Origin of the sequence: Trichocoleus sp. FACHB-6 (assembly GCF_014695815.1) — a bacterium.
Taxonomy (GTDB): Bacteria; Cyanobacteriota; Cyanobacteriia; order Cyanobacteriales; family FACHB-T130; genus Funiculus; species Funiculus sociatus.
This window is the reverse complement of record NZ_JACJOY010000041.1, coordinates 17,915-32,247: the sequence shown is the minus strand read 5'-3', so window position 1 is coordinate 32,247 and position 14,333 is coordinate 17,915. Positions and strand designations below refer to the sequence as shown.

The window sequence follows — 14,333 nt, the reverse complement described above, 5'->3', positions numbered from 1 at the left end:
CAGATGTAATTTTGCTTACCCCTTCTCTTGCCGTTCTTACGGATGTGAGTGGATTGACAGTCTGGGCATTGCATCAAAACCAACCCTAATTCATCCCTCCATTATGCAACGCCATTTACCTTTCACTAGGCATCCAGGCAATTTATGATCTACAAGGAGACAAGAGAGAACACACAGGAAACGGCTAAATGGATACAAAAGCCTTCAAACGGTCATTAAACAGTTCTGAGAACTACCATCGCAAGGGCTTTGGTCATCAAGAGGAAGTCGCCGGAGTCCTCCAATCAGAATATCAAAGCAATTTAATTCAGCAAATTCGGGAAAACAACTACACCCTGAAACGCGGTAATGTCACCATCCGGTTAGCACAGTCGTTTGGTTTTTGCTGGGGTGTGGAACGCGCCGTAGCAATGGCTTATGAAACCCGTCGCCACTTCCCCAGCGAGCGAATTTGGATTACTAACGAAATTATTCACAACCCTTCTGTAAATAAGCGCTTGCAGGAAATGCAAGTCGGGTTTATCGCTTTGGAGGAAGGGAAAAAAGATTTTTCTGTAGTCGATGCTGGTGATGTGGTGATTTTACCAGCCTTTGGTGCCAGCGTTCAGGAAATGCAACTGCTCAACGATAAGGGTTGCACGATTGTTGATACAACTTGCCCTTGGGTTTCCAAAGTCTGGAATACTGTCGAGAAGCACAAGAAAAAAGCTTACACTTCCATCATCCACGGCAAATACAACCACGAAGAGACAGTCGCCACCAGTTCTTTTGCGGATAAGTACCTGGTAGTGCTAAATATGGCACAAGCTGAGTATGTCGCTAACTATATTCTCAACGGCGGCGATCGCAATGAGTTTATGGTGAAATTCAACCGCGCTTATTCGGCTGGCTTTGACCCAGATAAAGATTTAGAGCAAATTGGCATTGCTAACCAGACGACGATGCTCAAGAGCGAAACCGAACAAATTGGTAAACTATTTGAGCGGACAATGATGCAAAAGTATGGCCCCACCAATCTTTCGGAGCATTTCCAAAGCTTTAACACTATCTGTGATGCTACTCAAGAGCGCCAGGATGCGATGTTTGAGCTAGTAGATGAAAAGCTGGATTTAATGGTGGTGATTGGCGGTTTCAATTCTTCCAATACCACACATTTGCAAGAAATAGCCATTGAGAGGGGCATTCCGTCTTATCACATCGACAGCGCCGAACGAATTGGGCCAGGCGATCGCGTGGAGCATAAGCCGCTGCATGGCGATTTGGAAGTAAAGGAGAATTGGCTACCCGCTGGCTCAATTGTAGTGGGAATTACTTCTGGAGCCTCAACTCCCGATAAGGTTGTGGAGGAGGTAATCGAGAAGATTTTTGAGTCGAAGGCTGTGGCGCTGGTTTAAAAGCTAGGGTGGGCTTCCACCCTACAAAATTTTAACTATCTGTCCTTACCATCGGAGACTGGGAAAGCATCATTAAACTGCTGCTGGTCGTAATGGTAAAGAGTGCGGATAGGGTAAGGAATGTTAATGTCAGCGCGATCGCAAGCTGCTTTCAGCGCGATCATTACTTTTGTTCTGGTGCGGCGCACCTCTATCTTTTGCGGTAATGTCCAATAGCGCACCACCAGATTAATTGAGCTATCACCAAAGCCCACACCATCCACTTCTGGCGCTGGTTTGGGCAAAACCCCCTCGACTTCAGACACAGCTTTTTGGAGGGTAGCGATCGCGTGAGGGATTGGCGTATTGTAATCTACCCCTATCTCCAAGTCAGTCCGACGGTGAGTCATAGCAGTTAGCACCTGCACCGGAGAAGTGAAGACGATCGCGTTTGGCAGTACCACACGCTCTCCCTGATAAGTCATAATTTGGGTAGAGCGAATCGAAATTTCTTCAATAGTACCCTCGAAACCCTCCACAATCACCTGATCGCCCAACCGAAAAGGCTCCTGCAACAGCAGCAACACTCCCGCCAGGAAATTTTTGAAAATATCTTGAAAGGCGAAGCCAAACGCCACAGAACCTAGACCCAGCAACCCAATGATGTCACCCAGCCGCAAGTCTGGAAAAGCAACAACACAGGCAAAGAGAACTCCCGCCACCCAGGTTCCGACAAAACAAGTCTGCATTAGCAGCACTCGTAGGGACGGGTTTTTCAGCGCCCGCCTGCCAATTCTAGCGACCATCTGTCGCACCAGATTGGCTCCGGAACGGGTTAAAAAGAGGATCGCGATCGCTAGAAAAATTCCTGGTAGCGCCTCAATGGTATAACCCATCATGTTTAACAGGCTCTGTTGAATTTCTTTGAGCAGAGCAGTCATAGGCGCGTTAAAATCATCTCAACTCTGGAGAACAATATCAAAAGATACAAGCAAAGCTGTTTTTTCTTTAGTTATTTTGGCGTAAAGACGTTTCTGGAAATCATCAAAAATGCTTAGCCCGCCTGCGCGGGCTTGATTTCTGTAAGTGCCCATCAACGGCTAATGTGAGTTTTAGTCTTCGTGATCTTCAAACGGATCGCTCAATTCCTTGGCAGGAGGGCCAAAAGAGGTATAAATTGAAAGTCCAGTAATGGCGACGACAAAAGCACAGATACTAATGCTAAGAACTGTTGCGGGTTCCATAGGTTGAATAATTTATGAGAGCTTATCTTATACAATATTACAAAACGTTAAAAATTTCAGTCGAGATTGGTCGCTAGTAATCTATGGCACAACGCACTTGGTTAGGAGATAGACTCAAACCCCTGAACTCCGAATATGGAAAAGTCGCTCCCGGTTGGGGTACGACTGGATTGATGGGTGTTTTCATGGCGCTATTTTTCGTCTTTTTGCTGATTATTTTGCAAATTTACAACTCCACGCTCTTGATTGATGGTGTGGATGTGGATTGGAAAAGCCTAGGCGGTTGATAAACTGCTACAAGGCTCTGAGCCTTGGGGCTTTGCTTAACGCCGTGAGTGAAGAACACGCGAGTTTTCCCGGCTATGCCGGGTTTTTTTTGTCAGGAAAGCAGGAAAAAACCTATGAATGTATTTGGCATTGGCCTGCCGGAAATGGCGCTGATAATGGTTGTGGCTCTTTTGATATTCGGCCCCAAGAAGTTGCCAGAAGTTGGTCGCAGCCTGGGTAAGGCGATTCGAGGGTTTCAGGAAGCATCCAGAGAGTTTGAGGGCGAGTTTAAGCGGGAAGCAGAAAATTTAGAACAAGTAGTAAAAACCCTTCCCTCGTCTGAAAGTGAGAAAGTGGCAGAGACGAATTCTGAGAATCATGCCACAAGCTCGTCTCAACAAGGATAAATATTCTACCTAGTTTCTAGTTAGATGGTGGAAAGTAGGTAACGGGGGCGATCGCGCCAGAAGCGATCGCTTCTTTGCTCCTGTCTGCCTAAATTCAATAAATTAGCTGCCACTGGCAGAAACCTGTGCTCCTGCAAAATCTGTCTCAGGGAAAGACGAAGCTTTAAAGCTGGGGTCAATATTGGTAAAACAGTTGGTTAACAAAGCAGCGACACCAACACTTAGGGTAGTAGATTTATTTAAACTTTGGGGAAATAGCAGGGGCTACAAGCCCCCAGCATAAAACTCATAAGCAGACAACAGCAGGCATAACGCCATTCAGTTTTAGGCTTTTCACCTTTGATTGGCTAAAACTTGCTCTAAACTTTGGTTTCAAAAATCCAAAATTTAAAATCTAAAATGGTAGATATTCCCAAAACACACCCCTACCTAAATGCGCTCTGTTTTGCCATTCTGCTCAGTTGTACTGGGTACCTCAAACTTATACCCTACCCCTCGAACGGTTTGAATTAGCTCTGGCTGAGCCGAATCAATTTCAATTTTCCGGCGAATCTGACCAATATGAACGTCAACCACTCTCGGATCTCCGATGTACTCGGAAGCCCAAACTTCTTTGATCAACTCTGCCCGTCGCCAAACTCGCCCCGGATGACTCGCTAGAAAATGTAGCAAATTAAATTCTAAGGCGGTCAGGGGGATTGGCTGGTCGCTAATATTCACTTCCCTACGCACTGGATCGATAACCAGTTTGTCAAAGATCAAACGTTGCTGTTCAGCGACTTTCAGGGGTCGGTGACGCTTAAAAAGCGCTCCTACCCGCACGCCCAGTTCCCCTAAACTAAAAGGCTTGGTGATGTAATCATCCGCGCCTTGCAAGAACCCGTGGATTTTATCGTTTTCGTCGGCGCGACTTGTCAACAGCAGCACCAAGACATCTGTGCGTTCCTGTAATTCCTTACAGAGTTGATAGCCAGTCGTGTCCGGCAAATTCACGTCTAGAATCACCAGGTTTGGGTTGAATTGCTCAAAGACGGCGCGGGCTGTCTTCCCGTCTTCAGCAGACTGCATTTGGTAGTTTTGCTGACTTAAAAACCGATGAATGAGATTCCGGATGGCAGGATCGTCATCCACGACAAGAATTTTGTGAGTTGCGGAAGCCATGACCATAACTTTCCACTAAAAACTGGATTATGATTAACGGACAATAGAGGTGTTCAGCAAAGAGCTGCGTGGGGAGAATTTGCGCTTATTTTCGCTTAAACAAAAGTTCCCCACTTTAATTAGTGTTCCCAACCTAATGGCGTAATGAGCATTTTAGACAATTATCGGCGCTCGCTCCAGGCGATGAAAATATCTTGTAATGGACAATTTTCCAAAATCAAGGTTTAAACGGTTTGTTTTATGTCTTTTTTGGGTGAAAAGATGAATTTTACCGATCGCACTGGGAGGAATCATCTGATGGCTGGGGTAGTGAGCTAGTAAAAGTGTTTTTCGGCTCAAGTGCTTGAGTTGAAGGATCAGGCTAAACTAACTTGCAAGGGGATGAGTCTCATCCGGTCAAGGCAAACCTGTTAACGGCTCTTTTTGCAGTACCTGTGGACTTGAACGGTACAGAACAATGAACCAGTATGGCAAAACTTCATGGAAAATGTATAGATACTTTGTCAAATGTATTAATTTATGACAACTCCATGCGAAAAAAGCTACAGAACCTCTCTTGGCACGGTACGTACTACGAGCAATATGCTTATAGTAACCGGGAGTAGAGGGGGTGTCGGCCACTTAGCTTAACACGGCTGTGCTAACTTACACAGTGCTTGCAACTCGTGGGTCTGGAGCGTAAACATTTTCTTTTGTTGCTAGAAACTAACATAGGGGAATGTTGAGGGTTTTTCTCTTCGGCGGCTGAATAAATTCGATGAAGACTGATATAAATAATGGATCTCTGGGAGGTTTTGGATGAGCGAGCAAAATCCCTACGAAAAGCTTGGGCTGACAGAAGACTCAACGTTTGAGGAAATTCAGGAGGCGCGATCGCGTCTCCTTCAAGAGCATCATGGGGAAAAGGAGCTTCTGGAAACTATGGAAGCTGCCTACGATGCGATTTTAATGGAGCGTCTTAAAATGCGCCAAGAGGGAAGAATTAAGGTTCCTGAACGGATTCGTTTCCCAGAACGGCGAGAAGCAGCCGCTCCCAATTTTGCTCCGCCTCCGGTAAACCGTTCTGGGGCTTGGCTATCTCGGCTGATGGATACGCCTAGTTTACAGGAGGTTGTTTGGCCTAGCGGTTTGTTTTTACTATTGAGCGGTGTGAGTCTCCTCTACCCAGGTACGAATGATTCAATGCTGCCAATGAATATGGCTTTGGGAGCCGGATTAACTTTATTCTTTGTCAATCGCAAAGAGCGAAAGTTTGGTCGCGCTGTACTGCTGACCCTACTTGGGTTGTTGGTGGGTATAGGATTGGGAACTCTGCTCAATAGTCTGCTCTTCGAGCAAATTTCCTCTATCGGTGTGAGTGCTAATCAATTCGAGACAGTAGTGACGTTTATTATCCTCTGGCTGGTCAGCAGCTTCCTACGCTAGAAGAATTTGTTCTGGCTGCGACTGACTCAAAACTAAATCCACGGCTTCGCGGAGGTCGTGGACTATTTCTGTTGGTTGATATTGCTCTAGTTGGGCGCGATCGCGTATCCCACACGTTACCCCAATTACCTTGATATTATGTTTCTTGGCTGATAAAATGTCAGCCTCAGTATCTCCCACCATCCATATATCAGACGCGGGTGGTAATTCCTTGATGGCTCGTTCCATCAGCAAAGGCTTGTCGTCGATGTCGCGAGTCTTAACGTAGTCGTTGCTGAGCAGATAGCAGTGGTCTTTAGGGAAAAAACGCTCTACATCGCCGCGGCTGAAGGCATATTCTAGCTCTAGCTCTCGGCGCATGGTCATAACAACTAAATCGACACCAGCTTGCTGTACTTTTTCCAAAGCTTCGACAGCTCCCGGAGCTAGTTGATCGTATGCCATATAGGGGAGTGTATGCACAGTTTGACGGCGCAGTCCGGCAAATTCCTTGGCTTGCGCTTCATCTAAACCGGAGAGAATGCCGATTTGTGACTCTGGTACGCGCGATCGCTTCAGACTCCAAAATTCCTCCTTAGACATTTTTCTCACAGGCTGGTCTTGGCGTTTCGTATGCTCCAGACAAAACTGGTAAACCTGGTAATATCGCTCCGAAACATCCATAATCGGGCCATCGAAGTCTGTAATAAGTCTTAACATTTGCTGAACTATAGTGACTGGGATTGTTAATTTCAATAGCAGATTACTGCATTTTTGGGACTGATTGGGGATTGGGAATTGGGAATTCCAAACTACCGCGCTGCATCTGATCGCGCTCAATAGCTTCAAAAAGAGCGCGAAAATTGCCTTCCCCAAAGCCTTGCGCCTGGAAACGACGCTCAATCAGCTCAAAAAAGAAAGTCGGCTGTGCAAAAATTGGCTGAGTAAAAGTTTGCAACAGCAGCGCTTGAGGATTGTCCTTCTCCCAATCCACCAAAATTTGCTGCTTGGCGATTTCTTGTAATTCAGTTTTTGATAAGTCGAGTCCTTGGCGATTTTGCAAATCGGTGTAGTAGGTGGGGGGAACCGACAAGAAAGGTAAACCAGAGGCGCGGAGGTGCGCGATCGCCTGCACAATTTCAGGAGTCTGTAACGCAATATGCTGAATTCCTGAACCTCGATTCACATCCAGAAATTCCTGAATTTGAGAATTAGCCGAACTCGGTTCATTAATCGGTAACTTTACCCAACCATCAGGATGAACCATTACCTTACTGTGCAAGCCAGAACGCTTTGTCTGAATTGCGAACGACTGCTGGGGCAAAAAAGAGAGGGTATTTTTATACCAAGCAACCGCCCGATCCAGATCGCCAGCAGGAACATTCAACACCACATGATCGATAGCGGTAAACAGTCCCTTGTCTATTGTTTGTTGTTTATTCCCGCTAAATACCAAAAAACCAATATCAACTGGCAAATTGCCGCTTGCTTCAATTAAAGTATGCGACAGCGAACCCCAGCCAGTGATTTTGCCCCACTTGACATATCCTTCATCTTGGAAAAAGTGTCTAATTGGTTGCAGCACTTTCGCCCCTTGCGATCGCGCCATCTCCATCACCGACTCTACATCTGGAACCCGAAAGGCCAAATCTGCCACACCAGGAGGGTGCAGGCGCAAAAACTTAGCAACCGGGCTAGTGGGTGCAATAGGAGAAGATAGAATAAAGCAGACTGAACCGCTTTTAACTACTTCGGTGCGGGTGTCGCTACTCGCACTGCCAAAGACACATTGAAAGCCCAGGATTTGAACAAACCAGTCGCGCAACGCTGTGGCATCTTCAACATAAAAGCGAACGTGATCGATTTTCATGGTTTATTCAGTCTTAGAGCTTTCCTGAGTGTAAATTCTGCCCTTTTCCCCGGATTTCCCGGTCACTCCTAAGAGAGATACAAGGCTAGAAAAATAGGTGGCTTTCTGGCTGAATATTAATTTCCATCGGCACCGCCTGCGGATCGGCTGCAAGAGCGAACATAATTGCGTCAGCAGCAGTTTCGGCACTGAGCATCTTTTTGCGGTCAACCTTCAAGGTAACTTTATCCCAGAAGGGAGAATCGACACCGCCAAAGTAGAACAGGGTGAACTTGATGCCAAAACGCTTCAGTTCATCGGCCATGCACTTGCTGAAACCCACAACACCAAACTTAGAGGCACAGTAAGCCGCTGCCATCGCCATTGAGTGCTTGCCCAAAATCCCTACCACATTGCAGATGTGACCGCTTTTATGCTCCTTCATCGCCTCAGCAGCTGCCTGACAGGTGTAAAAGCTGCCCTTTAAATTCACATCGATCATGGCATCTAAGTCTTTTGGCTCTAACTGGTTGTACTGCTTGAGAATACCAGCACCAGCAGCATTGACTAAGACATCGATTTTCCCAAACTGGGCAACAGCCTTGGACATCAGCGCCTGTACCTGCTGTTGGTCGGTAATATCTGTGGGTATGGTTAAAACCGAATCGAGTCCTGATGCTAAGGAATCCAAACGGCTGCTATCTCTTGCCGCCAGTACTAACTGCGCTCCAGTCGGTGCCAGTTTGCGCGTCAAGGCGGAACCAATCCCGCCAGTGGCACCAACGATTACAATAACTTTGTCTTGCATATTGCTTTACATTTCTTTACATCTTTCCCCATAATACTGATTCCGGCTGATTCTGCTCAACAAAGGCGGTTACACTCCTTTTTCTGGTTTTCTCTGGTTCCCAGGCTCGTGAGGATGGCACTGGGGGAATCCCACCAAACCTTGTCTTATTGATAAAGTGCTTCCCGCGTTCCCTCTTCAAATGGAGTAATTCATGAATTGGATTGTCACATCGGCACAACAGATATTTGCAGGCTTATTCTGGCTTTTTACCACGCCATTTTTTAATATAGGCAGCAACTCTCTCTCGCTTGGTTTGATTGTCCAACTGATTTTGTTAGCCTTGACGGTATTTGTGATTTCTCGCGCCATTAGTGAGTGGATAAAGCGGAAGCTGCTGGTACGAGTGGGATTAGATAGGGGAAGTCGAGAAGCGATCGCATCCGTCCTTAGCTATTTGTTGGTAGGCTTGGGTTTTATGATTGTGCTGCAAACAGCAGGCATCAACCTCAGCTCTCTGACTGTATTTGCTGGAGTTATCGGGATTGGTGTAGGTTTCGGGTTACAAAATTTAGCCAGCAACTTTATCAGCGGACTCACGCTACTTGTTGAACAACCAATTAGAGTCGGAGACTTTATCGAAATTGAGAACCTGCTTGGAACTGTAGAAAACATTTCTATTCGTTCCACCATTGTCCGGACACTTAATGGTGTTGTCGTCATCGTTCCTAATATTCGTTTTGTCGAAAATCATATTATTAACTGGAGTTATAAAGATTCTAATTGTCGCATTCATCTTCCAATTGGCGTGGCATATGGTAGCGATCCGGTATTAGTTACCGAGGCACTTTTAGCCGCCGCCCGCATGGAAACTGGCGTTTTATCTTCTCCTCCTCCCAAAGTTTGGTTTAAAGCTTTCGGAGAAAGTTCTTTAGATTTTGAACTGGTACTTTGGATCGACCAGCCACAAAATAGCGATCCAATTAAAAGTTCTTTAAACTTTTTGATTGAGCATGAATTTCGCTATCGAGGCATTGAGATTCCTTTTCCCCAGAGGGATGTAACAATCCGAAATCTAGAAAAATTAGAAAGTTTGTTTCAAAAACATAACGCCGCAGATGTTTCCAATGGCATCAACTCCCAGAATGGCGCGATCGCACCCAACAACAAGCTAGTTTCAAAATCTCCTGACAATTGGACGCTACGCGATTTGTTGCGGCGCGTGGCATACTTTGAAGGGTGTAGTGATTTAGAATTGCGGCAATTAATTGAATACGGGTATCGGCAACTTTTTCCAAATGGACAAGTTGTATGTCAAGAGAATGAACCAGGCGATTCATTCTACATTATTCTCACCGGGTCTGTAGAAGTTTTTTCCCAAAAAGCAGAGAAATATATTGCCACGCTTCACCAAGGCGAATTTTTTGGGGAAATGTCTTTGCTGATGGGAACTCCTCGTTCAGCTACAGTTCGCACTTTGGAAGATTCAATTTTATTTGTAGTAGATCGCCACGATTTACAGAAACTTTTGGTAGATCATCGAGAATTAGCCGATCAGATTGCTCAAAAATTATCTGAAAGGCAACAGGCGCTAAGAGATTTAGGATTACTCGCTGAAGGAATCACAGAACCGACTCCTTTTATTCGGATACGTCAACGAATTCAAAACCTTTTTGGTATTTGATTTTAGTTTGTGTTTCTTGTCTTTTATTAAAAATAGCGTTTACCTTTATCCAGTCTAAGTTTTAGTTAGTATAGCAGCGCTTTTAACCAAAATTTAATTTCTTTTTCATCTAAAGATAAATTAATTTTAATCTAAACATAATTTTTTATTATAAATTCTTAACCCTGAACAGGTATTCTATCCGAGGTTAGATTTAGAGCGCACTTAGGGTTACGGAGAGAAGGATATGGCAGCCAACGAAGTAAAGTTTAAGCTTAACCGCTTGACAGCAATAGGTACTGCGGCAATCACAGCTGCAACAATTGCTTTATCAGTATCTGCGGTTAAGTCCCAAAGTCCAGCAACAATTAAGATTGACGGTTCCAGCACGGTTTTCCCGATTACTGAAGCCGTAGCCGAAGAGTTTCAGAAGTCAAGAAGAGGCGCAGTAAGAGTTACAGTTGGCGTTTCCGGTACTGGCGGCGGCTTCAAAAAATTCTGTTCTGGCGAGACAGATATTTCTAACGCCTCGCGTCCCATCAGCACCTCAGAAATGGCGGCGTGTAAAGCTGCGGGCGTTCAGTACGTTGAACTGCCAATTGCTTATGATGCCTTAACTGTTGTGGTTAACCCGGCAAACACTTGGGTCAAGAGCCTGACAGTTGCAGAACTCAAGAAAATGTGGGAGCCTGCGGCACAAGGTAAAGTCAAAACTTGGAACCAAGTACGTTCTTCATTCCCCAATGCACCTATAAAGCTATTTGGGCCGGGTGCTAGTTCTGGAACCTTTGATTACTTTACCGAAGCTGTTAACGGCAAAGCCAAAGCCAGCCGGAGTGATTTCACTGCTAGCGAAGATGACAACGTACTCGTACAAGGTGTTAGTCGGGATAAGAACGCGCTGGGATACTTCGGATATGCCTACTACGACGAAAACAAGAGCAAGTTGAAGGCAGTACCAATTGATAGCGGCAAAGGTCCCGTGTCCCCATCTGCCCAGGCGGTGCAGAATGGAACTTACACTCCCTTGTCTCGGCCTATGTTTATTTACGTCAGCTCTAAATCCATTAACAAGCCAGAGGTGCAGCAGTTTGTACAGTATTACATAGGTAATGCTGGTAAGTTTGCTCGTGAAGTGAAGTATGTTGCTCTGCCAGCGCAGGCATATACACTTGCTTCTAATCACTTCAAAAACAAAAAGTTTGGTACAGTGTTTGCAGGCGATACAAAAACCGGACTGCGGATTGAACAACTGCTACAGCTCGAAGCTAAACAGTAATAGGCAATAAAAAGGAAAAAGGCAAAAAAGATTAAGATTTTTTACCTTTTTCCTTCTAGAAGCCCAGCCCACAAAGCTTCTCAAATTAACATCCATAGTTAGCCCAATTATGACAGAAAGACCGCTGCAACTACCTTCTAAACAGGCTCAATTATCGTCAAAGCTAGTACGCGACTTGCGGGAAAAGGCAATTGAGTTTGTGTTATTTTTGGCGGCGCTTTCCTCGGTAGGAGTTACCTTTGCAATTATCGGCATCTTAATTGAAGAATCTTTCCTATTTTTCCAGAAAGTATCTATAGTAGAATTCCTCACCAGCACCACCTGGTCGCCTTTGATTGCCGACGCAGATGGAAAATTTAACTACGGGATATTGCCCCTAATTTCAGGAACTTTAGTTACTACAGCAGTGGCGTTGTTACTAGCAGTGCCGCTGGGTACTATTGCAGCTATTTATCTGAGCGAATTTGCTAAACCGCGAGTGCGAGAGGTGGTTAAACCAGCCTTAGAATTACTGGCAGGCATTCCGACAGTTGTTTACGGTTATTTTGCATTTTTGTTCGTCACCCCGTTGTTGCAGAAGGTGTATCCCGATTTGCCTGGTTTTAATATGTTGAGCGCTGGGCTAGTGATCGGCGTAATGATTATTCCTTATGTCAGTTCTCTGAGTGAAGATGCCATGCGTGCGGTACCTGTGCATTTACGCGAGGGTTCCTATGCAATGGGGGCCACGCGCTTGCAGACGGCGTTGCGAGTTGTATTACCAGCTGCTATTTCCGGGATATCGGCCGCGTACATTTTGGGAATTTCGCGTGCCGTCGGCGAAACAATGGTGGTAGCGATCGCAGCTGGGGGTCAGCCTAATCTTACCTGGAACCCGACAGAACCAGCACAGACAATTACCGCCTACATCGTGGCAGTAAGTCTCGGCGACCTACCTTATGGCAGCTTGGAATATGAAACCATATTTGCAGCTGGATTAACCCTAGTGCTGATGACCCTAGTTTTCAACATTGGCGGTCATTTCTTGAGAAAACGCTACCGAGAAATTTACTAAGTTAGTTATTAATAAGTTAATAATCAATGACTAGCTAATAAATAATGACAAATCTACAAGAGATACGCTCCATTATCGCCAAGAGCAAGCGTTGGGACTTGGCTTTCCAAATCGTCGGGTTGCTGTCGATGTTATTTGGAATTGTCACTCTGATGGCGTTGGTGCTTAACTTAATGCACGACGGTTTACCGCGCCTTGATTGGCAATTTATCACCTCTTTTCCCAGCCGCAAAGCGGAAGAAGCAGGCATCCTTTCTGCGTGGGTGGGAAGCGCCCTAGTAATGTTGGTAACTGCTGCAACTTCAATTCCAGTAGGTATAGCAGCAGGCATTTATTTAGAAGAATATGCCAAGAAAGGTTGGCTTTCCGACTTCATCGAAATCAATGTCACCAACTTGGCGGGAGTTCCCTCCATTGTCTACGGACTGTTAGCTTTAGGCTTGTTCGTGTATAGATTTAAGTTGGGAGAAAGCGTTCTCACCGCCGGATTAACTCTGGCACTGTTGGTTTTGCCGATAGTAATTGTGACAACTCGCGAAGCTCTCCGCGCCATTCCTAATAGTATTCGCGAAGCTGCCTACGCAGTTGGTGCCAGCAAGTGGCAGGTGATCTGGGATCATGTTTTGCGTTACTCAACTGGCACAATACTTACTGGTATAATTGTGGGCTTAGCACGAGCCATTGGCGAGACTGCTCCCCTAGTTACCATTGGCGCTCTTACCTTCATCTCGTTTTTGCCAGAACCCCCAATTCAAGGACAGTTTCCTTTCATTTCTTTTAAGTGGTTGCTGGCACCCTTCACAGTTTTGCCCATTCAAATGTTTGATTGGGTATCCCGTCCCCAGGAAGAATTTCAAGTTAATGCAGCGGCGGCGGGTATCGTCCTAGTTATTATGACACTAGCTATGAATGGTGTAGCAATTTTTCTGCGCTATCGTTTACGCAAAGATATCAAATGGTAGAAAAAATCGAAACCAACCAATCTCCTTCAAATTCAGCCAAAAATATTAAAGCTGAGGTTAATAACCTAAATTTTTATTATGGCGGTACTGTCCACGCACTGAAAAATATTAACCTGCCAGTCAGTGACAAACAGGTGACAGCGCTAATTGGCCCTTCCGGATGTGGCAAAACCACTTTGTTGCGGTGTTTCAATCGGATGCACGACCTTTACCCCGGAAATCGTTACGAAGGGGAAATCCGTCTGGATAGCGATGGTATTAATATTCTTAGTCGTAAAGTTGACCCGATTGAAGTTCGGATGCGGATTAGTATGGTGTTTCAAAGACCTAATCCATTTCCTAAGTCAATCTACGAAAATGTGGCTTATGGTTTGCGGGTGCGGGGTATATCAAAGCGTAGCCTTATTGATGAAAAAGTAGAGCAAGCTTTGCGTAGTGCTGCGCTTTGGGAGGAAGTAAAAAATCGCTTAAATGACTTAGCTTTTAACCTTTCCGGCGGTCAACAGCAGCGGTTGTGTATTGCCCGTGCTTTGGCAACTGAGCCTGAAATTATTCTCTTTGATGAACCGACATCGGCGTTAGACCCGATTGCTACTGGCAGCATTGAAGAATTAATTGCTGAGTTGAAAAAACAGGTGACAATTCTAATAGTGACTCACAGTATGCAGCAGGCAGCTCGTGTTTCTGACTATACAGCGTTTATGTACTTGGGGGAGTTGGTAGAGTTTGACGATACGAAGACTATTTTTGCTCAGCCTGCAAAGAAGCAGACAGCAGACTATGTAAACGGACGATTTGGCTAAGTTTAATCTTTGTTAAGAGTTTCTTAACTGGGAATGCCTATTTGTCAGGCTCTGTCTTATATTAATTTATAGGAGACAGA

15 protein-coding genes and 1 pseudogene are annotated in these 14,333 nt (G+C 45.3%); 9 read left to right on the top strand and 7 right to left on the bottom strand.

All coding sequences use genetic code 11. From position 1 onward, the window contains the following. Nucleotides 1–74 (bottom strand): annotated as a pseudogene (locus tag H6F66_RS29260) (IS1 family transposase); the annotation flags it as partial. 114 nt (nt 75–188) lie between these two features. Between H6F66_RS29260 and H6F66_RS08085 the strand changes: the two are divergent. Further along, entirely contained in the window at nt 189–1,394 is a 1,206-nt protein-coding gene (locus H6F66_RS08085; protein ID WP_190420026.1) for a 4-hydroxy-3-methylbut-2-enyl diphosphate reductase, read from the top strand. A 35-nt stretch (nt 1,395–1,429) separates the two neighbouring features. Here the strand turns inward: H6F66_RS08085 and H6F66_RS08080 are convergent, their stop codons facing one another. Both H6F66_RS08080 and psbN read right to left on the bottom strand, forming a co-directional pair. Further along, nucleotides 1,430–2,314 carry a mechanosensitive ion channel family protein gene (locus H6F66_RS08080; RefSeq protein ID WP_190420024.1) on the bottom strand — a complete coding sequence of 295 codons (885 nt, stop codon included), beginning with the start codon at nt 2,312–2,314 and terminating at the stop codon, nt 1,430–1,432. A gap of 171 nt (nt 2,315–2,485) precedes the next feature. Next, entirely contained in the window at nt 2,486–2,617 is a 132-nt protein-coding gene (gene psbN / locus H6F66_RS08075; RefSeq protein ID WP_190420022.1) for a photosystem II reaction center protein PsbN, read from the bottom strand. Between the two features lie 83 nt (nt 2,618–2,700). Here psbN and psbH point away from each other — a divergent pair, with 83 nt between their 5' ends. Together psbH and H6F66_RS08065 are read left to right on the top strand one after the other, a co-directional pair. Beyond that, nucleotides 2,701–2,904, top strand: coding sequence for a photosystem II reaction center protein PsbH (gene psbH / locus H6F66_RS08070; protein WP_190420020.1), 204 nt, complete (start codon nt 2,701–2,703; stop codon nt 2,902–2,904). A 114-nt stretch (nt 2,905–3,018) separates the two neighbouring features. Beyond that, nucleotides 3,019–3,291 (top strand): TatA/E family twin arginine-targeting protein translocase, encoded by a 273-nt coding sequence (locus H6F66_RS08065; RefSeq protein WP_190420018.1) that lies wholly within the window; start codon nt 3,019–3,021, stop codon nt 3,289–3,291. Nucleotides 3,292–3,720: 429 nt separating this feature from the next. Here the strand turns inward: H6F66_RS08065 and H6F66_RS08060 are convergent, their stop codons facing one another. Beyond that, the gene (locus H6F66_RS08060) at nt 3,721–4,458 is read right to left on the bottom strand and encodes a response regulator (protein WP_190420016.1); all 738 of its coding nucleotides are present in this window, start codon (nt 4,456–4,458) and stop codon (nt 3,721–3,723) included. Between the two features lie 792 nt (nt 4,459–5,250). Between H6F66_RS08060 and H6F66_RS08055 the strand changes: the two genes are divergently transcribed. Beyond that, complete coding sequence (locus H6F66_RS08055; RefSeq protein ID WP_190420014.1) at nt 5,251–5,877, top strand: CPP1-like family protein; 627 nt, start codon at nt 5,251–5,253, stop codon at nt 5,875–5,877. Here H6F66_RS08055 and H6F66_RS08050 read toward each other — a convergent pair. The 3 genes from H6F66_RS08050 to H6F66_RS08040 form a co-directional block, all read right to left on the bottom strand. Beyond that, nucleotides 5,869–6,576, bottom strand: coding sequence for an HAD family hydrolase (locus tag H6F66_RS08050; RefSeq protein WP_190420036.1), 708 nt, complete (start codon nt 6,574–6,576; stop codon nt 5,869–5,871). The two genes, H6F66_RS08055 and H6F66_RS08050, sit on opposite strands and share 9 nt — an antisense overlap. A 43-nt stretch (nt 6,577–6,619) precedes the next feature. Continuing rightward, nucleotides 6,620–7,726, bottom strand: coding sequence for a 4-hydroxyphenylpyruvate dioxygenase (gene hppD / locus H6F66_RS08045; protein ID WP_190420012.1), 1,107 nt, complete (start codon nt 7,724–7,726; stop codon nt 6,620–6,622). Nucleotides 7,727–7,811: 85 nt separating this feature from the next. Next, a complete protein-coding gene (locus H6F66_RS08040) occupies nt 7,812–8,513 on the bottom strand; it encodes an SDR family oxidoreductase (protein ID WP_190420010.1) in 702 nt (233 codons plus the stop codon). A gap of 193 nt (nt 8,514–8,706) precedes the next feature. Here H6F66_RS08040 and H6F66_RS08035 point away from each other — a divergent pair, with 193 nt between their 5' ends. From H6F66_RS08035 to pstB, 5 genes are all read left to right on the top strand, one after another. Continuing rightward, nucleotides 8,707–10,176, top strand: coding sequence for a cyclic nucleotide-binding domain-containing protein (locus H6F66_RS08035; protein WP_190420008.1), 1,470 nt, complete (start codon nt 8,707–8,709; stop codon nt 10,174–10,176). Nucleotides 10,177–10,402: 226 nt separating this feature from the next. After that, nucleotides 10,403–11,434, top strand: a complete 1,032-nt coding sequence (locus tag H6F66_RS08030) for a PstS family phosphate ABC transporter substrate-binding protein (protein WP_190420006.1) — start codon at nt 10,403–10,405, stop codon at nt 11,432–11,434. A gap of 109 nt (nt 11,435–11,543) precedes the next feature. After that, nucleotides 11,544–12,488: a phosphate ABC transporter permease subunit PstC gene (gene pstC / locus H6F66_RS08025; RefSeq protein WP_190420004.1), complete on the top strand. Its 945-nt coding sequence runs from the start codon at nt 11,544–11,546 to the stop codon at nt 12,486–12,488. Between the two features lie 44 nt (nt 12,489–12,532). Continuing rightward, nucleotides 12,533–13,450 (top strand): phosphate ABC transporter permease PstA, encoded by a 918-nt coding sequence (gene pstA / locus H6F66_RS08020; protein WP_190420002.1) that lies wholly within the window; start codon nt 12,533–12,535, stop codon nt 13,448–13,450. Then, entirely contained in the window at nt 13,444–14,253 is an 810-nt protein-coding gene (pstB, locus tag H6F66_RS08015; protein ID WP_190420000.1) for a phosphate ABC transporter ATP-binding protein PstB, read from the top strand. Before pstA ends, pstB begins: the two co-directional genes overlap by 7 nt. Nucleotides 14,254–14,333 lie beyond the last annotated feature (80 nt).

Bases quoted from the DNA above. Each gene is read 5' to 3' on its own strand.
- H6F66_RS08080 (WP_190420024.1), bottom strand. From the start codon at position 2,314: ATGACTGCTCTGCTCAAAGAAATTCAACAGAGCCTGTTAAACATGATG.
- H6F66_RS08065 (WP_190420018.1), top strand. From the start codon at position 3,019: ATGAATGTATTTGGCATTGGCCTGCCGGAAATGGCGCTGATAATGGTT.
- pstC (WP_190420004.1), top strand. From the start codon at position 11,544: ATGACAGAAAGACCGCTGCAACTACCTTCTAAACAGGCTCAATTATCG.
- psbN (WP_190420022.1), bottom strand. From the start codon at position 2,617: ATGGAACCCGCAACAGTTCTTAGCATTAGTATCTGTGCTTTTGTCGTC.
- H6F66_RS08030 (WP_190420006.1), top strand. From the start codon at position 10,403: ATGGCAGCCAACGAAGTAAAGTTTAAGCTTAACCGCTTGACAGCAATA.
- H6F66_RS08040 (WP_190420010.1), bottom strand. From the start codon at position 8,513: ATGCAAGACAAAGTTATTGTAATCGTTGGTGCCACTGGCGGGATTGGT.
- psbH (WP_190420020.1), top strand. From the start codon at position 2,701: ATGGCACAACGCACTTGGTTAGGAGATAGACTCAAACCCCTGAACTCC.
- hppD (WP_190420012.1), bottom strand. From the start codon at position 7,726: ATGAAAATCGATCACGTTCGCTTTTATGTTGAAGATGCCACAGCGTTG.
- H6F66_RS08085 (WP_190420026.1), top strand. From the start codon at position 189: ATGGATACAAAAGCCTTCAAACGGTCATTAAACAGTTCTGAGAACTAC.
- pstA (WP_190420002.1), top strand. From the start codon at position 12,533: ATGACAAATCTACAAGAGATACGCTCCATTATCGCCAAGAGCAAGCGT.
- H6F66_RS08035 (WP_190420008.1), top strand. From the start codon at position 8,707: ATGAATTGGATTGTCACATCGGCACAACAGATATTTGCAGGCTTATTC.
- H6F66_RS08055 (WP_190420014.1), top strand. From the start codon at position 5,251: ATGAGCGAGCAAAATCCCTACGAAAAGCTTGGGCTGACAGAAGACTCA.
- pstB (WP_190420000.1), top strand. From the start codon at position 13,444: ATGGTAGAAAAAATCGAAACCAACCAATCTCCTTCAAATTCAGCCAAA.
- H6F66_RS08060 (WP_190420016.1), bottom strand. From the start codon at position 4,458: ATGGTCATGGCTTCCGCAACTCACAAAATTCTTGTCGTGGATGACGAT.
- H6F66_RS08050 (WP_190420036.1), bottom strand. From the start codon at position 6,576: ATGTTAAGACTTATTACAGACTTCGATGGCCCGATTATGGATGTTTCG.